A 17,915-nucleotide genomic window follows, 5' to 3' on the forward strand; every position below is an offset into this window, starting at 1 on the left:
GCTCACCCGTTCGGCCGTGACGCGGGCCCGGGAGCGCAAGGGAACCAGTGCCCCTCGCCTGGCGTTGACCAGTACAGAAGGGTCCACTGGAGAGTGGAGCACCACGCAAAGGGTTCCCCTGCCGCACCATCTGGAGGGCGTACCGTGCACCGCCGGCACAACGGGCTCAAAACCGCCGTACTCCTCGGGGGACTGTCCGCACTGATCCTCGTCATCGGCAGCTTCTTCGGCCGGACGGGGCTTTTCGTCGCGCTCGTCGTGGCGCTCGGCACCAATGCCTACGCGTACTGGAACAGCGACAAGCTGGCCCTCCGCGCCATGCGCGCACGCCCGGTGAGCGAATTCGAGGCGCCCGCCCTGTACCGCATGGTCCGCGAACTCTCCACCGCCGCCCGTCAGCCCATGCCGCGGCTCTACATCTCGCCGACCCAGGCCCCCAACGCGTTCGCCACCGGCCGCAACCCCCGCAATGCGGCGGTGTGCTGCACGGAAGGGATTCTGCGCATCCTCGACGAGCGTGAGCTGCGGGGAGTCATCGGCCACGAACTCAGCCACGTCTACAACCGCGACATCCTCATCTCCTCGGTGGCCGGGGCCCTCGCCTCCGTGGTGATGTTCCTGGTGAACTTCGCCTGGCTGATCCCCATCGGCCGGTCCGACGACGACGAAGGCCCCGGCCTGGTCGGCATGCTGCTGATCATGCTGCTCGGCCCGCTGGCGGCGTCCGTGATCCAGCTCGCCGTGAGCCGCTCCCGGGAGTTCGAGGCGGACGCGTCGGGCTCCCAGCTCACCGGTGACCCACTGGCCCTGGCCAGCGCACTGCGCAAGCTGGACGCCGGCACGAAAAAGCTCCCGCTGCCGCCGGAGCCGCGGCTCGAGACCGCCAGCCACATGATGATCGCCAACCCGTTCGGGCCGGGCCGCGGCCTCGCGAAGATGTTCTCGACCCACCCGCCCATGGCGGAACGAATCGCCCGACTCGAGCAGATGGCAGGTCCTCGCCGATGAAGACAATCCTGAACGTCATATGGCTGGTCCTGAGCGGCTTCTGGCTGTTCCTCGGATACCTGGTGGCGGGGCTGATCCTCTGCGTCACCGTCATCGGCATCCCGTTCGGTCTGGCGTCGTTCCGCATCGGGGTCTACGCCCTCTGGCCCTTCGGTTACACGACGGCGGACCGCCGCGACTCCGGCGCACCCTCCCTGGTCGGCAACGTCCTGTGGCTGGTCCTGGCCGGCTGGTGGCTGGCACTGGGTCACATCGTCACGGGCCTCGCTCTCTGCTTGACGATCATCGGCATCCCGTTCGGCATCGCCAACTTCAAGCTCATCCCGGTGTCGCTGATGCCGCTCGGCAGGGAGATCGTCCCGACCGATCAACCGTTCGCGGCGCGTTGAGCGCCCGGACCTCGTCCGCCGGACTGCTGCCCGTCCGACCGGCCGCCGCGGAACAGGCGACACCCACGCCGCCCCGTCGGCGGCCGCTGATCAGCGGTCACGAGCCGCCCGAGCGCCGTTCCGCGCCGCGTACAGTGCCGCGCCCCCGGCGAGCACCGCAGCCCCGGTGATCACGGACGTCAGCGGCAGCGAGAACGCCAGCGCCAGGCATCCCGCCACCCCGCATCCGGCCGTCAGCCGCACGGTCCAGAGCACTCGAACGGGTGTATCCCCGGGCCGTCCGGAACCCAGCGTCCAGGCCGAGGCGTTGGCGATTGTGTAGTAGACGAGTACACCGAACGACGAGAAGCCGATCGCCCCGCGCAGGTCCACTGTCGCCGCCACCACCGCGACGACGACCCCCACAGCGACCTCCGCGCGGTGCGGCACCTGGAACCGCGGATGAACGGCGGCCAGTGCTCCCGGCAGATGGCCGTCGCGGGCCATCGCGAGCGTCGTCCTCGAGACGCCGAGAATCAGAGCGAGCAACGACCCGAGCGCCGCCACTGCGGCACCCACACGCACCACCGGCGCCAGCCATGGGACCCCCGCGGCACGCACGGCCTCGGCGAGCGGCGCCGCCGCCTGCCCGAGCCCCTCGGCACCCAGCACAGAGAGGACGGCGACAGCGACACACACATAGACGACCAGCGCGATGCCGAGTGCCAGCGGCACGGCCCGCGGGATGGTGCGAGCCGGATCCCGGACCTCCTCGCCCAGCGTGGTGATCCGCGCGTACCCGGCGAACGCGAAGAACAGCAGGCCCGCCGCCTGGAGCACGCCGCCGGCCGACGCATCACCCGTCGGCTCCAAGTGCCCGAACCGCGCATGCCCGCTACCGAGGGAGACCACCACGACCGCCGTGAGAACCGCCAGCACCACAGCCACGATCAGCCGCGTCAGCCACGCCGACTTCTGAACACCGCCGTAATTCAGGGCAGTCAGCGCCACCACCGCGGCGACCGCCACCGCGTTCGCGTGCTCCGGCCAGGCGTACGCGCCGACGGTCAGAGCCATCGCCGCGCACGAAGCCGTCTTACCGACCACGAACGCCCAGCCTGCCAAGTACCCCCAGAACTCTCCCAGCCGCTCCCGTCCGTACACATAAGTGCCGCCTGACGCGGGGTACAAGGAGGCCAGGCGTGCCGACGACATGGCGTTGCAGTAGGCCACCACTGCCGCGAGGGCAAGACCGAGCAGCAGGGCGGAACCGGCAGCCCGCGCCGCCGGTGCGAGAGCCGCGAAGATACCCGCACCGATCATCGATCCGAGGCCGATCACAACGGCGTCGAAGACCCCCAGCGACCGTCGCAACTCCTGTGTCATACGCCGCACCCTACTGATCACCGCAACCGCTGCCCCGCCGGTGCACGTCCCCGACAACAACACCCCAGGAAAGGCAGGTCGTTCGATGAGCATCATCGGCTGGATCGTTCTCGGACTGCTGGCCGGAGCGATAGCCAAGATCCTGCTGCCCGGCCGCGACCCCGGCGGGCTGGTCGGCACCACGCTCATTGGTGTCGCCGGAGCCTTCATCGGCGGCTGGATATCCTCCCGTTACCTGGACCGGGAGATCGCCAACCAGTTCTACGACGGGCCGACATGGATCGCGGCCGTCGGCGGCGCGCTCGTCCTGCTGATCGCGTACCGGATCCTGTTCGGCCACTCGCGTTCGCGCTGAATCCCGCCTGCCGCCCGCGCGGGATCAGCCCGCCAGTCCGGTCTCGCGCAAAGTGATGTTCAGACGGCCGCCGTTCATGCCGGTCGCAGGATCGGCCGTGGCCGGAAGCACCTTCGGCACGCCGTGATAGGCGTAGCGGGAAGGGCCGCCGAAGACGAACAGGTCGCCGGACGCCAGCTCCACGTCCGTGTACGGACGTCCCCTGGTCCGCGTGTTCCCGAACCGGAACACGCACGAGTCGCCGATGCTCAGGGAGACCACCGGAGCACCTGACCGCTCCTCCCTGTCCTGGTGCATCCCCATCCGGGCCGCGCCGTCGTAGAAGTTGATCAGCGCGGTGTCGGGGGTGTACCCCTGATGCTCCCCGTAGGCCTCGATCAGTGCCTCGCGTCCCAGCTCCACCAGCCATCCGGGAAACGGCGCGACCGGCGCACCGTTCACGTCGTCCGCGGTCCGGGAGTACCGGTACGGCTGCCAGTGCCAGCCCACACAGACCGTCCGCACCGACATCACGCCCCCGCCCGGCAGCACGGTGTGCCGGAGCGGTACCGGCCCGCGGGCCCAGCCGCGGCAGGCGTCCACCAGCTCCCGCTGACGGCCGACGGGCAGCCAGCCGGGCACATGCACCGCGCCCGGGGCGACGACCGCCCGGTCACGGGGGAACAGTGCTCCGCTCATGGGACCGGCTCCGTCACGGCGCCAGTGCGCCCTCGAGCCCGAGGAGCCGCGCCTTCGATTCCAGACCGCCCGCGTACCCCCGCAGGGCGCCGTCCGCGCCGATCACCCGGTGGCACGGGCGCACCACGAGCAGCGGATTGCGCCCGATCGCCGTCCCCACGGCCCGCACACCGACCGCGGAAGTCCCGACCTGCGCGGCGATCTCCTTGTAGGTGGTGGTCCGCCCGTAGGGGACGTCCTCCAGGGCCTTCCAGACACGGCGCTGAAAGTCGGTACCGCCGTCCGCGTACTCGATCTCGAAGCGGGTCAGCCGGCCGGAGAAGTACGACGACAACTGGCGTCCGATCTCCTCGAACGCCGCCGGGTCGCGGCGCCAGCCGGCCTGGACGACCGTGCGGCCCTTCTGCCCCGGCAGCGAGAGGGAGGCCAGCGCGGTACCGCCCTTGGCCGTGCCCGACGCCCGCCCCACCAGCAGGAGCTCGCCCAGCGGGCTGTCGAGGGTCTCGTAGACGACGGTCTCCTGAGCTCCGGTCATGGCGCGCGCTCCTCCTTGCGGTGTTCCGTCCGGCGGGCTCTCGCCCGCCCTTCCCCTACGAGTCTGCGACCCCGCGGCCGTCGGGGCTGGCGGAATTCGGACGTCACGGCAGGGGAGGGCCGGCCGTCTTCGTCGTCGGTCGCACCACCCCGGGCACGGGGCGGGGGCGGAACGGCCACGCCGCTCCGCCCCCGGTCGCCCCGGCGCGCCCGCAGACTTCAGCGGTAGTTCACGAACTGCAGCGCGAAGTCGAAGTCCTGCCCCTTGAGCAGCGCCTGCACGGCCTGGAGGTCGTCCCGGCTCTTCGAGCTGACCCGCAGCTCGTCACCCTGGACCTGCGCCTTGACACCCTTCGGGCCCTCGTCGCGGATGATCTTTGCGACCTTCTTGGCGTTCTCCTGCGAGATGCCCTCCTCGATCGAGGCGAAGATCTTGTACTCCTTGCCGGAGAGCTGCGGCTCGCCGGCGTCCAGGGCCTTCAGCGAGATGCCGCGCTTCACCAGCTTGGTCTGGAAGACGTCCAGGATCGCGTTGACGCGGTCCTCGGAATTCGCCTGCATCAGGATCTTCTCGCCGGACCAGGAGATCGAGGCACCGACGTTCTTGAAGTCGTAGCGCTGCGAGATCTCCTTGGCGGCCTGGTTGAGGGCGTTGTCGACCTCCTGCCGCTCGACCTTCGAGACGATGTCGAAACTGGAGTCGGCCATGTCCTGTGGCTCCTTGTATCGGGTGAGTGGGGTGCGGCCGGATCACCCCGAACCGCGCGGTCAAGCCTAGCCACCCGCACCCGCCCCCGGCGCTGATCAATCCGGTGGCGAAGCACCCCGGTCCATCAGGTATCGTTTACGTCGTTGCCACGGAGCACCGCCCCACAGCGGTTCCTCCACAGGTGACATCCCATGGCGGTGTGCCCGAGTGGCCAATGGGAGCGGACTGTAAATCCGTCGGCTTAGCCTACCCAGGTTCGAATCCTGGCGCCGCCACGCGAAGAGATGGCCCCTGATCTGCGGAAACGCAGGCCAGGGGCCATCGTCGTCGGGCCGTCGACAGGGCCGGCTGTCTCCCTGTGTCTCGTTCGTGCACGCTCTCTACCAGCTGTTGTGGACGGGGCGTGGACGGCTATCGAGCACCCACCTGCAGGTAGAGGCTTCGCCGCCGCTGCGTTGAGCTGCATCCAGCGGAGAACGTCAATGGGGCGCGCAGATGGCAGCGATCGACGAGTTGAAGCAGCTGCTCGGCCCAGCTATCCCGCGTGTGTGCTCGCCGGACGACTGGGCCGACGTGGAGAGCTACGTGGGGTCGTCACTGCCTAGCGACGTCAAGGCGTTCATGGATGCCTACGGGGCAGGCGTCGTATGGGGTTCACCGACGGCGTGGCGACTGGTTGCTTGATCGCGAACCCATGCAAGGTGGCTGCATGGGACAGGAGCCGCCGACAACTACGGGTGAGCCAGACGGGAACGGCCCGCCCGGCAGGTCTCGCAGCAGCCGTCTGCAGAGCTGGCAGACGCTGCTGGCCGCCGTAGTAACTGCGGTGGCAGCGATTGTCGGCATCCTGCTGGCGAACGGTGCTGACGACTCAGAACCGCCCCCGCCGCCCCCAAAAACCGATTCAGAATCGCCCTCGCCGCCCCCAAAAACCGATGACGTCTTGCAGGAGGCATCCATCACGAGGGCGTGGTCCGAGCCCCATCCCAAGCTGCCCTCCCCAGCTGAGATGTGGCATCTCGAGGGAAAATTCAAAAACCTCCAGCCCGGAGCAGCCGTAGTGGGCCTACTGGGGCCAGAGACGACAGCTGGCAATGGAGAGCGGTGGGTAGTCGCCAACGCCGTCCTAGACAGAACTCACAGCACATGGACGGTGGATCTCCGACTACAGCGCCCCGGGAGTAGGACCCTCTACCAGGTGGGCACAGCCTCGGAGGATCTTTACAAGAGCTGCACGGCCGAGACTGGCTGCCTCGTCGCCCCCCGTGTGGCGGAGCCGGACGCCCCCACCCCGCCCGAGCCGGAGGCTCCCACCCCGCCCGTCCCGAGGGCAGCGGAACCTCTTGTGGACGGGTTCGACCCAACGACTCCCCTGACCGACGCCAAGACGGGCGAGAAGTATTCCGCGCCCCCTCCGCCCCCTCCCCGCTAAAGCGTCGATCTGGCCCCGGACTCCCGCTACCCCGTCGAGGTCGGCATCCTCTGCGACATCCTGACGACCGGCAACACCGGACACCTCGGACACGGTCAAGATTTCCCGTCGCTCCCTGGGGACTCGAATCGCTCGAAGGTTGCGTCGAGTTCGAGTGCGGGCTGATCAATTGACCACCTGTTGAGGTTCACGGTCACGGGCCCTGCCGACCTTAGAATCCCCATCAGCCCCACGCCGTCTCCGTGGACAGGCGGCTCCTGACCGCGGGAGGCAATCAGGAGCCGCCATGCTCATGCGTGGGCCGCCGCACTATCCGTGCTGAGCGTTGTGCTGGCGCAAGCGGGCAGAGATTTTGGCATTGGCTGCATCGTCGCCGCCCTTGAGGAACTTCGCGTATACCCGGAACAGCACTGCGACGCTGTGGCCGGCGCGCTCGGCTACGAGCTGGGGCTCCACTCCTGAGCTGAGCCATGTGGAGACAGCCGCGTGACGAAGGTCATAGGGCCGCTTGGCGAGCTTCGAAGTCAGCTCACCGGGGCTGAGCACGTCTGCGCGTGCGCGGGCCCAGACCTCGCCGTAGCCGCTTTCCTGCACCATGCCGCCGCGTGCGGTGCGGAACAGGCGCCCGTCCGGCGCCGTGCCGAACCGGACGACGTGCCAGCGCAGCAGGGCCACCAGCTCCGGCGGTATCGGCACGTACCGAACCGCCTTGCGTGACCGGTGCTTCAACCCTCGCTGGTCGTGAGCCTCACCGCTGTCCGTCCAGGCCGTGCCCGAGCGCGCTCGGCTCTCGTTCAGCCGCAGCACTCCCCAGCCTCGTCGTGGCAGTTCGCAGTCCCGCAGCTTGAGCCCGACCGTCTCGCCGGGGCGAGACGCGGCGTAGTAGATGCAGCCGAAGAACGCTTCCAGGTGACGTCCTCGGGTTCCCTGCGCCCGGACGCCGGCCAAGAGGGCGGCGGCGTGCGCTGGGTCCGGAACGCACGCGGGGTCCACCTCCTCTTCCACACGCTCCGGTGCCTTCCAGCGGACCGTTGGAATGGGGTTCTCGGTCAGCAGCTCGGCATGGAAGATGGCCCGCTTCCGTGCGATGACGGTCCCTGCCGCAGCCTTGCCATCCAGCCTCCGCGCGCAGGCGTCCAGGGCTTTGCGAACGAGCAGCCGATCCGAGAGGGACGACGCCGGAACCGACTTTCGCTCGATCCAGGCGAGGATGCCCTTCACGTCGGCCGGCAGTTCCTCATCCCACCGCTTTACGTTGAACGCCCAGCTGTAGAGCGCCCGCCGCACCGCGCGGTGATCGGCCATGCCCTTGGTGTCCTTCACGAGCGCGAGGGTGACCGTGGCCATCGCCTCGGCGAGATTCCGGCGTGTCGTCGCGGGGGAGTGGTCCCACTTCGATTCCACGTAGTTCCTCGCGTGCTGGTACCAGGAGATGTCCCGCTCCTTCTGCACCATCGACTTGGGCAGCCCGGTCACAACGTCGAACGGCTCACCCGCACGAGACGCAGTGATCAGTTGCGCGCGACGGCTCTCGGCGAGCCCAGCGGTCAGAAAGGACTCAGAGTGCGGGCGAGTTCCCACCTGCCACCGGAGCTGGAACGGCTTGCGGTATGGCCGCTTGCGGATGCTCCAGATCCGCACGGTGTAACTCCAGTCGGTCACGCGATCTCCAGTTCTTCGAGGAAGGCGTCCAGTGCGCTCCGGCGCACGCGCAGATGGCCGTTGGGCAGGCGCCGCACCTCGGGGCCGTAGCCGCGGTTTCGCCAGCGGTACCAGGTGGCGCGGGTGATGCCGATCTCGTTCAGCACGTCGGTCAGGGGCAGCCACTCGTCGGCCGGCCGACGTCGACGGCGGGCAGTGGTCGTCATTGGGCCTCCTTGTCAGCCTCTGCGGAACCGGACAGCCCGGACAGCTCCATTTCTGACTGTCCGGGTCGTTCTCCCAGGTCAGATGGGTTAACCGGACAGCCGGACAGTCCGGACACCTCCTCTGCGGTCTCTGTCCGGGTGCCGGTGTCCGGGTAGTACCGGCCGCCCGCGTCCCTGGTGAGTTGTCCGTCGGCAGCCATGCGGGAGCAGGTGCGGCGGATCGTCTCGATGTCGACCTGAGGCAGCGCCGTGGCGATGTCCTTCGGTTTGGCGCCGGGGTGGGCGCGGACGTGCTTGAGGATCGCGGCGCGGGTGTCGCCGACCGTGTGGTCGGAGACCGGTCCGTCCAGGAGGTGCCAGGCGCCGGAGGCGTCTTGGAACTGGAGGGCGTATTCGGCTTCGTTCACGTCGCGGCCGGTGACGTGCAGGATGCCGTCGGCCTGTCCTCGGGCGCGTTTGAGGACGAGGGTGGCGTCGGCGGCTCCGGCGATGCCGTTGGTGCCGGAGACCTCGGCGAGGAAGTCCTCGGAGCCTGCCTTGCGGACGTGGTGGACGAGGACGACGGCGATGCCGTAGTGGTCCGCGATCCGCTTGGCGAAGCCGACGGCGTGATAGTCGGCGTCGTAGGCGGACACGCCCTGTGGGGCTTGGCCGCGCATCTTGGCGAACACGTCGATGACGACCATGCGGGCATCCGGATTGCGGTCCAGCCATTGCGAGATGGCTTCCGCCCCGCCCTGGGGGAAGGGCGGGCACTCGGTCACGAGCGTGAGCCCGGCCGGGGCCTTCTGTCCCCCGAGCAGCTTGCCCATGCGGGTCTGCAACCGGCGGGGGGTGTCTTCCAGGGAGAGGTAGAGCACGGGGCCGCCTTGTACGGGGACGGAGTCGAACGCCTTACTGCCGGCGGCGACGGCGAGCCCGAGCCCGAGGGACAGCCAGGACTTGCCCACCTTCGGCGGTCCGGCGAGCAGGCTCACCCCCTCGGCGAGGATGCCGGGCACGGCCCATTTCGGCTCGGGAAAGTGCGCTGCCATGAGCTGGTCCGCGGTCCATGCGGTGCGGGGACGCTCCCGCTTCGGCAGCGCGGCGGGCGCGGGCTGCGTGTCGCCGTCGCTGGGGACGGAGTACAGATGCAGCGGCGGGATCGGGTTGGCGCTCATGCGGCGACCGTCCTCGGACGGTGGGCACCGGCGCGCAGGCCGGAGCCGATCGTGCGCCGGGCCTCACGCTCGCCCTGACCGATGTTGAGCGCGGCGGCGCACAGCCACTCAGTCACCTCGGCTTCGCCCAGCTCGCCCCCGGCGACCAGCTGCCCGAGCGCGACGGCGGCGATGTAGAGGGTCTTGTTCCGTTCGCCTTCCACGGCGCGGCTGACGCGCTCCAGCTCCCCGTTGACGGCGGCCCGCAGCCACTTTCCTCGCCGGTCCGCGGTGAGGGCGACCGTGACGGGTGTCTGCGGCGGCAGCGGCGCAGGGCGCAGCAGCTCAGCGAGCCATCCGGGCAACGGCGCGACAGGGGCGTCGCGCACGGTCTCGTACGGGCGATCGGCGACAGTGCTGCCCGGGGCGACGACGTAACCGCCGTGAGCACGGGTGTCGACCTTCCAGCCGAGCCCGTTGCCCTTGTCGCCGCTGGTGTTGCGCAGCTGCTCGCCCTCAGGCGCGGTGAAGTACAGGTGGGTGCCGCCACTCCAGGTCCGCACGGTGAACGTGTCGCCCGGATAGGGCTGGTTGTGGCGCTCGCAGAGAACGGCGAGGACGTCGGCACCGCTGGTCACGCCGGGCAGTGCCCAGTCGGCCGGCGCGGCGTCGTCCGGGCTCTTGGGCATGTCGAGGTCGATGACGACCAGCCTGGACGGGCCGGTGGCCAGGCCGATGTTGTACGGGGCGTGGGTCCAGCACCGGGCGATGCGTCCGGCGTCGGTGGTGGCGCGGGTCTCCCAGTCGGTGATGGCGGGGCGCTTGTCGCCGGGCCGGAGCGGGAAGACGTGCCAGCCGCGCGCGGCAGCGTCCAGCGCGGCGTGGGGCAGCGCGGAGCGTTCGGCTTGAGGCATTCTGGGTGTCTCCTGTTTCTTCGAAGGGGCAGGAAGCCGAGGCGGGCGCGGTCTTGTGGTGAGAGGCGCCCGCCTCGGGCGTAGCTACTTGGTCTTGGCCCAGTGGGCGTACTGCTGGCGGACGTAGCCGCGCGGGTCTTCCACGTCGGCCCGGTCGTCCAGGTCCATCACGCGGCGAGCGGCCTCGATCGCCACCTCGCCCGCGTCGCCGGGGGCGTCGTCGGTGAGGGCGATGCGGTCCAGGACGGCGGCCTTGCGGAGCCAGAACTCGCGCCCGAGCCATCCGTAGGTCGGCCGGCCGATGGCCTCGTTGGCGGTCCACCCGATCTCGCTGATGATGCTCGGGGCGAGCGCGTACGCCTCCTCCGGCGTTGGCCACACCTCCGGCTCGGGCTCGCCGTCGCTGAAGTGGTCGGCCGTGATGTAGAGCCGGGCACGGTCACCGTCGCGGGTGGCGTACTGGCGCACGGGCCCGGTCGCGAAGGCTTCGGTAAGCGTCTTGGTCACGCGGTCCGTGTCGGCGGGGTCGCAGATGATCCGGATCTCGAACATGGTCAGTTCTCCTTGGGTGTGGTGGGCAGTTCGGGCAGTCCCGCGCGGGTGAGTTCCGTCGGGTCGAAGCCGGGGAGCATGGCGCGGGCGGTCATGGCTTCGGCGAGCGCAGTGGCGTAGGCCGCGCCCTCGCGGGCCACCTCGATCTGCGTGCGCGACCGCATGGCCTCGATGCGCTCGATGTGGCTGTGGTCCTCGCGCTTCTCCGACATGCGCCGCTCGAAGGTCACGGTGTCGCGGCGGTCGGTGCGCCAGTAGCGGGCGGCGAGCCCGTAGGCGACGGCGGTGGCGAGCGCCCACAGCAGCAGCGGGAGCGAGATGCCGTCGGCGTATCCGGCGACCCCGGCGAGGGCGAGCCCTCCGGACGCGGCGAAGCATGTTCCGGCGAGGACTCCGTCACCGGCCCGGCCGATGCTCGCGCAGGCGCCGGCCGCCGCTGCTCCGGTGGCGAGGACGATCATCAGGGCGGCGTTGCCGACGGAGTGTTCGGCGCCGTTCGCGTTCCAGATCCTGCCGAGGATGAGCACGCTGGATGTGGCGACGGCAGGCGCGACCTTGGGCAGCGCGAGGGCGAGCGGGTGGGGGACGGTGATGGGCTGGTTCATCGCGTCTCTCCTCAGCTGATCTGTTGGATGGCGTCGATGACAGCGGTGGTGAGCTGGTTGATGGGGCCGGACGCTCCGGTGGAGGCGAGGAAGAACCCGAACGCTGCGGCGACGAACGCGGAGCCGTAGCCGAGGGTCTTGGAGCGGAGCAGGAAGAACAGGACCAGCCCGAACAGGGCGACGAGCGAGACCGTGACGGCCATGCGGAAACTCCTTTGACGGTGGGTCGATGACGGCGGATAGGGTGCGGGCACCGCGGGTGCTGGCAAGCTCGCGGTCTTCGGCCGACGGTGCGCCCGCCTAGCTCCTGCTCGGAGCGGGGTACGTCTCATGACGGGCACCGTCGGCCCCTTCATGTCCGGGGTCAGCGGGTGCCTTCGCGGTACAGGCGCTGGGCGCGGTTGAAGATCCAGCGGCCGATGCGTATGCGGCGGCCGGTGGCCTTGCAGCGGCGGCAGTTCTTGCCGCGCTTGAGCTGTCCTTTGCGGTCGGTCTTCATCTCGAAGCCGAAGCCGCGGCACCTGCGGCACGGTCCGAACGGCGCCGCTGCACACATTCCGACGTAACCAAGCGTGACGCTGAGCAGGCAGGCGATAGCAAGGGCGATGGGGGTCATCGGGGGCCCTCCCAGGGTGGTTTCCGGCGTTTGCGCAGGTGGGGTGCTTTCCGCTAGATCGCTGATGAAGCCCGGTTTGGGGCGCTAGCGGGGGTGCTACCGGTAGCAGGTGACCCTGCTACCGGTAGCGGCCCGATGGGGCTATGCGGCGCCCCGGTTTTGGTCACGCTCCGCAATCTTCTTGGTGAGGTCGGCGCGGACGATGCCGCGCCGGGTGGTACGGGCTCCGTCGTCGGTGGTGCCGGCGACGTCGCGGGTCTTGATGCCGTGCGGCTTGAGCGCGGATGTGACGTTCTCGCCCTTCCAGCCGCCGTAGACCTCGGGCCGCAGCTCCGCCAGGCGCAGTGCGATCCGCTCGTTCCACACCCGCTCCTCGCTCTCAGGGACGACGGCGGCGATGTCGGCGAGCAGGTCGTAGGAGGGCCTTTGGCCTGCTCGGTGTCCTCTCCGAGCGCGTGGCCGGACAGGGTGCCCTCGGCCTTGCGCAGGGCAAGGGCGCGCTGGGCGATGGCGTTGGTGGCCGGGTCGTCCAGGTAGGCGGTGCGCACCACGACCGGGAGAGTGGTGGCGCCCTTGAGGTAGCCGTTTCCGGCGTCGATCTCGGGCCGGAACTGGGTGGCGCGCACGCCGTTCTTGTACGAGGAGGTGCCGAGGATCATGTCGTTCTCGACCTGGCCTGCGACTTTGAGGCAGAACCGGATGGACACGTTGCCGCTGATCCCGGTCGGCAGCGAGTCCTTGTCCGGCCGCTGCGTGGCGAGGACGAGCATGACCCCGAGGGCGCGTCCCAGTTTGATGATGAACTCGGCATCCTCGCCGGCCTGCTTGCCGTACTTGGGGTGGGCGAAGACGTTCTGGCACTCGTCGAACACGGCAACCAGCGGCCAGAGCTTGAGCGAGCGCTTGTCGGCGATCTGCCGGGTGATCCGCTTGTCCGGGCACAGGTCCCGCGGGAGCTTCTTGATCGCCTTGGCCCGGCGCATGACCTCCTCGCGCAGGAGCGCCAGGGAGTCGGCCGCGTACTGCACCGACTCGTCATCGATGCCGGAGACGAACCGGTGGGACACGCACTCGAGCGAGTCCAGGTCACCGGTGCCCTTGTTCTCGTGGAGCCACAGCTCCACGGACGGGTCCAGCGCGGCCCCGCAGGCGAGCACACGCACGGAGCTGGTCTTGCCCTGGCCGGGCAGCGAGCCGATGAGCGCGTTGTGCTGGATCATCGGCACCGACTGCGCCCGGCCGCGCGGGTCGATCCCGAACGGGATGCGCTTGAAGATGTCGTGCCGACTCGCGTTCGCGAGCTGCCACTTGACGATGCCCGTCTTGGACAGATCCCGGTCCCCCACCCACAGGATGAGCCGCCCCTCGTGCTCGTTCGGGTCGGCGTCCGGCCACACACAGCCGAGCGGACGACGCAGACCCGACGCCAGCCGCGCGCGCCGGTCGGCGACATCGGCGACCGTGACCCCGAGAGGCAGGTCGATGTCCGCGCGCCAGCCCGGCCCCTCGCGCGTGATCGGGGAAGCGAACTTGATGCCGTCCTGGCCCTTGGCCACTGCGGAGGCGATCTGCCCGATGCCGATGGAGGCCATGGCCTTGACCACGATGTCGCTGGTCAGCTTCTGCACCTCGGTCTTGATGACCGCCCGCGTCGACAGCGGCGCGTCCGCCGGCGCTCCTACCCAGCCGAAGCCGAGCACGGCCGCGATGGCGGCGATGATCTGCGTCAACGGCTGAGCGCCGTAGACGAGGTAGAGCACGGCGACCAGTGAGCCGAGCCCGCCCACGGCCGTGAGTAGCATCCGCAGCCGCACCCTGCGGTCACGCTGCTTGGACAGCTTCAGGTACAGCTCGGAGTTCTCCCGTCGGGCCTCTGCCTGGCGCAGCGGCTCGCCCTCGGCATCCACCGCCCAGCGGCCCACCTTGCCCAGCGTGTTGACCACGCCGCGTGGGGCAGGCACCACGAGCTTGGGGGCGTAGAGGAACGGCACCCGCACCGCGTGGAAGGCGACGGTGTGGCCGACGTGCCCGGCGATCCATCCGGCCGCGTCCTTGAACTCCTCGCCCGACTTCATCCACACCGGGATCACGTCCAGGCGCTTGGAGCCCTTGATCCGCTCCAGCAGACCCGGACCCGACTCGGTCGGCACCATCGCATCGACCCGGACCGTCTCCGCGTCGGGCAACGCGCTTCCCGACCCGACGGGGCGGGAGCCGGGGGATGCGTCGGGCGACCGGTCGGCCGACTCGGTCCGGGCCGACCGGGCCTTGCCGAGATCGACCACATCCGCGCCGGAGTCGGCGCTCATCTCGGCTTCGAGTCGGTTGAAGAGTTCGTTCTCGTCATCGGGGTGCTTCACTGACGCTTGAGGCTGCGCGTGACGCCAGCGGCGACGGTAGTGACGAAGACCCACCCCGCTGCGATCAGAAGGGCGGCCAGCCACTGATAGGCGTCAGTGGGAGTGAACGCTTTCTCCTGCCCGAAGTCGACGATCGGTAGCAGCAGGTCTGCTGTATAGACAAGGGCGTTGAACTGTGGCCCCTTGCCCGGATCGGCTCGTGGCGGCTCGTGGAGCCCGTAGGCGACGGTGCCGAGCAGCAGCAGCGCCAGCAACCAGGCCACCGCGCGGGCAGGGCGGAAGCCGTATCCGACGGTCACGTCCTGGAGGTGTCCCCACAGCCTGGCGGGCCAGGGCAGGGTCCGGCGGTTTCTGCGCTGTGCAGTGAGTAGTACGGTCCGTGCCTCGGCGTCCTCGCCCGCCCCGCGGTAGGCGAGGGCAAGTTGTTCATATCTGTGCGGTGCAAAGCCGTCTCGGTCACGCTCCAGGAGGGGCAGCCGCCGGACGGCAGGTAGCCGGGGCGAGAGCGAGTCATAGACCAGCCCCTCCAGCCGTACCGCCTCGGGCCACACCGCCGGATCGGCCTCGATCGTCTTGAAGGCTGAGTGGTGCAACCTGACCTCGCCCGTGATGGGCTGCGCGTCGCGGAGGGTGAGCTGGCGGGCCTCGCAACTGCTGATACCCAGGGCGACTCCTCCGGGATTGTGCAGCCGCGCCTCGATGAAGGAGATCCATCCGCCCACTCTGGCGCCCGTGAGTCTGACTTTGCCGTCCGCGTCCAGGCCACCCGCGTTGAGGAGGGTGCCGAGACTGAGGCTGGGAGCGTTGAGCGCGTGGCCTCCTGGGTTGTGCAGCCGCGCGTCTTCGAGGTCGAGGGCGCAAGCTACCTGGGCCGCCTCCATAACGACCTCGCCATGTGCCACCAGGCGCGGGGCGCTGATGTTGCCCTCGACGCGGGCATGCCCCAGCCGGAGCGGGCCGGAGACATGGCAGTCGGCAAACGCGAGGTCGCCCTCGACACGGAGGCCCGTCGCGGTGAACGCGGGCAAACGGCACGCGCGCAAGATGACTTGGCGTGCCTGGGCGCCGCTGAGATCGGGCGTCTGCTCGAAATCCGCGAACTGGACGAGATAGGGGATCTCGGCGTACGCGAGGTCGAGCCGGCCGGTGACGGTCGCGCCGGTGAGGCGCAGCGCGGGTATCTCCCCGCTCTCTGCGGCGCCGGAGAGCAACAGGCCGCGCAACACGGCGGCTCTTACAGGTGGCCCCGCGGTGCCCGGACGGTGCGGCTCGCCAGGACGGTCCGGGTCGCTGTGCTCCTGGCGCGTGTCCACCGGTTCGCCTCGTGCGAAAGCGTGCCGGATGCGGGACTCGAGAGGGGTCAGGTCGACGATTTCCACGTGTGGGACGCTACCCGCCACCGTCTACCGGCCCGCCGGCTGGCTGATGACTGCTGTCGCTGCTCAAACATCTGGGGACGCACCACGTGTGAGATGCTGCCGCAACTCAATGCTGTCGCTGGACGTGAACGAAGCCAAGGAGGCGGCTTCGAGAAGCCGACGCAGTTCCGCGAGTACGCCGGCCGCATCGCTGTGGTGCTGCAAGAGCTCGGCGGAGCAGTCCACGCTCGCTGCCGGGTACGCGTCGACCTGGTTGTCCCCGTTGATGAAGAGCCCCTCGACGACGGCCGTCCGGTAGGCGTCGGGCCACCGCTCCGGGTCCGCGCCGAACAACAGCTGGCCACCAGCTGACCTGGGCGCACGAGGCTTCGTGAGCAGCGTCAGCGCTCACGGATCCTGACCACCACCAGCCGCCCACCGTGAAGGCGTTCACCGGCCCAGGGTTCGGCAGAGTGCGACGCTCGAACTCATCGTCGATACGAGCAGTCAGCCGGCCGAGATTGTGCTGGGCACCGCGAGGGAGGTGAAGCATGACCTGTTTCAGATCATCGCGGGCATACTCCACCTCCAGTCCGGGCTGCCAGACCTGGGACGCGTGCAGATAACGGCCGGGTTGCCTGAACGCCCACTCGAAACGGGCGAGCGCGGCGTCGCACGACTGAAGTCCTGGCGGATCTTCCGCAGGGCGCGATGCAGCCCGAATCGAATGTCGTCAATCGCCGCGGCCGTCCTCACCCTGGAGCGGCTCCGCCGAAAACGCTCAGTCTCTGACCACTAGTGTCCGGCCTGTCCGGCTGTCCGGTTGAGGCTCTGACCAGCGGATGTGGGCCGGACAGCTCTGAGAGCAGGTGTCCGGGCTGTCCGGTCAAAGACGGCTGCAACACCAGCCCCCGGTGTTGCAGCCCGTCGGCGAAGCCGACCCTGTGGGTCGTGTCGCCGGAGGCGACTCCGCTAGCGCCTCTCTGAGCCTGCCGTGGACGAGACGTGGACGGCAGGTCCGCGCACCGAGTGCGCTGCCAGCTCCGCCCCAGGTCAGAGGGGGTACAAGCACGCGGACAACAGACGTCTGTAAATCCGTCGGCTTAGCCTACCCAGGTTCGAATCCTGGCGCCGCCACGCGAAGAGATGGCCCCTGATCTGCGGAAACGCAGGCCAGGGGCCATCGTCGTCGGGCCGTCGAACAAGGCCCGCCGCCGCTGACGGCTCCGCCGTGGACCTCGACGCCCCACGCCCAGATCTCTGCGCCCCGCACCACAGACCTCGACGCCCGCGCCCCCTGCGCGGCCGACCTCGGGCGGCCGCGACACCCCCGTGGTGCCCGCAGCCGCCCGTAGGCCGGGTCGCCCGAGGCGGCGGCGTGCGGGCGGCCGCGGGCCGTCGTCGTACGGGCCGACCGCGACGCCCGTCAGTCGGCCAGGCGGAACGCCAGCTCGATCTCCCACTTCGACATGTCCGGCTCCACCCGGGGATCCGTCTTGTACGTCTCCGTCCGGCACGCCCAGTGCTCGACACCGTCGACCACCGTCATGTCCCACTCAAGGCCCTCCCGCCCCGCCCACTCGTTCATCGCCGTGACGACACCGACCAGCTGATCCGGGTGACCGACGTGGGTGACCGTCGCATAGCGGCCCGGCGGCAGTACGGCCACGCCGATGTCACCCTCGGGCTCCGGGGCGGAGGCGACGGGCATGCCGGCCTCGACGACCGACTCGCCCTCCATGTCGAGGGTGTTGTAACGGAAGAACGGCGCTCCGGCGAACTCCGCGCCGTTGCCCGCAAGCCAGTTGACGAGTTCGGGCAGCCGGTCGGCGATCAGGGCGAACGCGTCCATGCGTACGGAGCCGCGGACATAGGCGTAGAGCTGCTCGCCGCGCTCCACGATCACCGGCCGGACTTCCTGTGTGTGATTGCTCATGACCTCAAAGACCCTATGGGCAACGGGGATTCATCGCGGATTCGTCAAGCAGTCCATCACGCGGTCCACCACGAGACCCGTCACCGCGATCCATGAC

The 17,915-nt window shown here is 69.5% G+C and carries 19 protein-coding genes and 1 tRNA gene; 5 read left to right on the top strand and 15 right to left on the bottom strand.

All coding sequences use genetic code 11. The features are described from left to right. The first annotated feature begins 144 nt into the window (after nt 1-144). Both htpX and ACTMTU_RS25005 read left to right on the top strand, forming a co-directional pair. Nucleotides 145-1,008 carry a zinc metalloprotease HtpX gene (htpX, locus tag ACTMTU_RS25000; protein WP_441265720.1) on the top strand — a complete coding sequence of 288 codons (864 nt, stop codon included), beginning with the start codon at nt 145-147 and terminating at the stop codon, nt 1,006-1,008. Continuing rightward, nucleotides 1,005-1,397, top strand: coding sequence for a YccF domain-containing protein (locus ACTMTU_RS25005; protein ID WP_441265721.1), 393 nt, complete (start codon nt 1,005-1,007; stop codon nt 1,395-1,397). Before htpX ends, ACTMTU_RS25005 begins: the two co-directional genes overlap by 4 nt. A 90-nt stretch (nt 1,398-1,487) precedes the next feature. Here ACTMTU_RS25005 and ACTMTU_RS25010 read toward each other — a convergent pair whose 3' ends face one another. Beyond that, entirely contained in the window at nt 1,488-2,762 is a 1,275-nt protein-coding gene (locus ACTMTU_RS25010) for an APC family permease (RefSeq protein ID WP_441265722.1), read from the bottom strand. A gap of 85 nt (nt 2,763-2,847) precedes the next feature. Here ACTMTU_RS25010 and ACTMTU_RS25015 point away from each other — a divergent pair, with 85 nt between their 5' ends. After that, on the top strand, nt 2,848-3,117 hold the full coding sequence (locus tag ACTMTU_RS25015) for a GlsB/YeaQ/YmgE family stress response membrane protein (RefSeq protein WP_441265723.1): 270 nt from the start codon (nt 2,848-2,850) through the stop codon (nt 3,115-3,117). Between the two features lie 24 nt (nt 3,118-3,141). Here ACTMTU_RS25015 and ACTMTU_RS25020 read toward each other — a convergent pair whose 3' ends face one another. From ACTMTU_RS25020 to ACTMTU_RS25030, 3 genes are all read right to left on the bottom strand, one after another. Next, nucleotides 3,142-3,795 (bottom strand): alpha-ketoglutarate-dependent dioxygenase AlkB family protein, encoded by a 654-nt coding sequence (locus ACTMTU_RS25020; protein ID WP_441265724.1) that lies wholly within the window; start codon nt 3,793-3,795, stop codon nt 3,142-3,144. 13 nt (nt 3,796-3,808) lie between these two features. Further along, entirely contained in the window at nt 3,809-4,330 is a 522-nt protein-coding gene (locus ACTMTU_RS25025; RefSeq protein ID WP_441265725.1) for a methylated-DNA--[protein]-cysteine S-methyltransferase, read from the bottom strand. 218 nt (nt 4,331-4,548) lie between these two features. After that, entirely contained in the window at nt 4,549-5,037 is a 489-nt protein-coding gene (locus tag ACTMTU_RS25030; protein ID WP_189466956.1) for a YajQ family cyclic di-GMP-binding protein, read from the bottom strand. A gap of 194 nt (nt 5,038-5,231) precedes the next feature. Between ACTMTU_RS25030 and ACTMTU_RS25035 the strand changes: the two genes are divergently transcribed. Then, nucleotides 5,232-5,313 (top strand) — tRNA-Tyr (locus tag ACTMTU_RS25035). 1,466 nt (nt 5,314-6,779) lie between these two features. Here ACTMTU_RS25035 and ACTMTU_RS25040 read toward each other — a convergent pair. From ACTMTU_RS25040 to ACTMTU_RS25085, 10 genes are all read right to left on the bottom strand, one after another. Next, nucleotides 6,780-8,132: a tyrosine-type recombinase/integrase gene (locus ACTMTU_RS25040; RefSeq protein ID WP_441265726.1), complete on the bottom strand. Its 1,353-nt coding sequence runs from the start codon at nt 8,130-8,132 to the stop codon at nt 6,780-6,782. After that, nucleotides 8,129-8,338 (bottom strand): helix-turn-helix transcriptional regulator, encoded by a 210-nt coding sequence (locus tag ACTMTU_RS25045; RefSeq protein WP_441265727.1) that lies wholly within the window; start codon nt 8,336-8,338, stop codon nt 8,129-8,131. Before ACTMTU_RS25045 ends, ACTMTU_RS25040 begins: the two co-directional genes overlap by 4 nt. Then, a complete protein-coding gene (locus ACTMTU_RS25050) occupies nt 8,335-9,498 on the bottom strand; it encodes an AAA family ATPase (RefSeq protein WP_441265728.1) in 1,164 nt (387 codons plus the stop codon). Before ACTMTU_RS25050 ends, ACTMTU_RS25045 begins: the two co-directional genes overlap by 4 nt. Beyond that, entirely contained in the window at nt 9,495-10,391 is an 897-nt protein-coding gene (locus ACTMTU_RS25055; RefSeq protein ID WP_441265729.1) for a bifunctional DNA primase/polymerase, read from the bottom strand. Before ACTMTU_RS25055 ends, ACTMTU_RS25050 begins: the two co-directional genes overlap by 4 nt. A gap of 84 nt (nt 10,392-10,475) precedes the next feature. Further along, complete coding sequence (locus ACTMTU_RS25060; RefSeq protein ID WP_441265730.1) at nt 10,476-10,943, bottom strand: hypothetical protein; 468 nt, start codon at nt 10,941-10,943, stop codon at nt 10,476-10,478. A 2-nt stretch (nt 10,944-10,945) separates the two neighbouring features. Continuing rightward, nucleotides 10,946-11,548 carry a hypothetical protein gene (locus ACTMTU_RS25065; RefSeq protein ID WP_441265731.1) on the bottom strand — a complete coding sequence of 201 codons (603 nt, stop codon included), beginning with the start codon at nt 11,546-11,548 and terminating at the stop codon, nt 10,946-10,948. An 11-nt stretch (nt 11,549-11,559) separates the two neighbouring features. Continuing rightward, entirely contained in the window at nt 11,560-11,751 is a 192-nt protein-coding gene (locus ACTMTU_RS25070) for a hypothetical protein (protein WP_441265732.1), read from the bottom strand. Between the two features lie 161 nt (nt 11,752-11,912). Further along, nucleotides 11,913-12,164, bottom strand: a complete 252-nt coding sequence (locus tag ACTMTU_RS25075) for a hypothetical protein (RefSeq protein WP_441265733.1) — start codon at nt 12,162-12,164, stop codon at nt 11,913-11,915. 53 nt (nt 12,165-12,217) lie between these two features. After that, nucleotides 12,218-14,524, bottom strand: a complete 2,307-nt coding sequence (locus tag ACTMTU_RS25080) for a cell division protein FtsK (protein ID WP_441265734.1) — start codon at nt 14,522-14,524, stop codon at nt 12,218-12,220. After that, a complete protein-coding gene (locus ACTMTU_RS25085) occupies nt 14,521-15,903 on the bottom strand; it encodes a membrane-associated oxidoreductase (protein WP_441265735.1) in 1,383 nt (460 codons plus the stop codon). Before ACTMTU_RS25085 ends, ACTMTU_RS25080 begins: the two co-directional genes overlap by 4 nt. Before the next feature lie 93 nt (nt 15,904-15,996). Here ACTMTU_RS25085 and ACTMTU_RS25090 point away from each other — a divergent pair, with 93 nt between their 5' ends. Then, a complete protein-coding gene (locus ACTMTU_RS25090) occupies nt 15,997-16,254 on the top strand; it encodes a hypothetical protein (protein ID WP_441265736.1) in 258 nt (85 codons plus the stop codon). A gap of 1,054 nt (nt 16,255-17,308) precedes the next feature. Here ACTMTU_RS25090 and ACTMTU_RS25095 read toward each other — a convergent pair. Continuing rightward, the gene (locus ACTMTU_RS25095) at nt 17,309-17,818 is read right to left on the bottom strand and encodes a GyrI-like domain-containing protein (protein WP_441265737.1); all 510 of its coding nucleotides are present in this window, start codon (nt 17,816-17,818) and stop codon (nt 17,309-17,311) included. Nucleotides 17,819-17,915 lie beyond the last annotated feature (97 nt).

Source organism: Streptomyces sp. OZ13, assembly GCF_052068155.1.
In the GTDB taxonomy this organism is placed as follows: Bacteria; Actinomycetota; Actinomycetes; order Streptomycetales; family Streptomycetaceae; genus Streptomyces.

Coding starts and splice junctions, on each gene's coding strand:
- ACTMTU_RS25010 (WP_441265722.1), bottom strand. CDS start 2,762: ATGACACAGGAGTTGCGACGGTCGCTGGGGGTCTTCGACGCCGTTGTG.
- ACTMTU_RS25025 (WP_441265725.1), bottom strand. CDS start 4,330: ATGACCGGAGCTCAGGAGACCGTCGTCTACGAGACCCTCGACAGCCCG.
- ACTMTU_RS25070 (WP_441265732.1), bottom strand. CDS start 11,751: ATGGCCGTCACGGTCTCGCTCGTCGCCCTGTTCGGGCTGGTCCTGTTC.
- ACTMTU_RS25020 (WP_441265724.1), bottom strand. CDS start 3,795: ATGAGCGGAGCACTGTTCCCCCGTGACCGGGCGGTCGTCGCCCCGGGC.
- ACTMTU_RS25045 (WP_441265727.1), bottom strand. CDS start 8,338: ATGACGACCACTGCCCGCCGTCGACGTCGGCCGGCCGACGAGTGGCTG.
- ACTMTU_RS25075 (WP_441265733.1), bottom strand. CDS start 12,164: ATGACCCCCATCGCCCTTGCTATCGCCTGCCTGCTCAGCGTCACGCTT.
- ACTMTU_RS25065 (WP_441265731.1), bottom strand. CDS start 11,548: ATGAACCAGCCCATCACCGTCCCCCACCCGCTCGCCCTCGCGCTGCCC.
- ACTMTU_RS25030 (WP_189466956.1), bottom strand. CDS start 5,037: ATGGCCGACTCCAGTTTCGACATCGTCTCGAAGGTCGAGCGGCAGGAG.
- ACTMTU_RS25060 (WP_441265730.1), bottom strand. CDS start 10,943: ATGTTCGAGATCCGGATCATCTGCGACCCCGCCGACACGGACCGCGTG.
- ACTMTU_RS25015 (WP_441265723.1), top strand. CDS start 2,848: ATGAGCATCATCGGCTGGATCGTTCTCGGACTGCTGGCCGGAGCGATA.
- ACTMTU_RS25095 (WP_441265737.1), bottom strand. CDS start 17,818: ATGAGCAATCACACACAGGAAGTCCGGCCGGTGATCGTGGAGCGCGGC.
- ACTMTU_RS25005 (WP_441265721.1), top strand. CDS start 1,005: ATGAAGACAATCCTGAACGTCATATGGCTGGTCCTGAGCGGCTTCTGG.
- ACTMTU_RS25090 (WP_441265736.1), top strand. CDS start 15,997: ATGCTGCCGCAACTCAATGCTGTCGCTGGACGTGAACGAAGCCAAGGA.
- ACTMTU_RS25050 (WP_441265728.1), bottom strand. CDS start 9,498: ATGAGCGCCAACCCGATCCCGCCGCTGCATCTGTACTCCGTCCCCAGC.
- ACTMTU_RS25055 (WP_441265729.1), bottom strand. CDS start 10,391: ATGCCTCAAGCCGAACGCTCCGCGCTGCCCCACGCCGCGCTGGACGCT.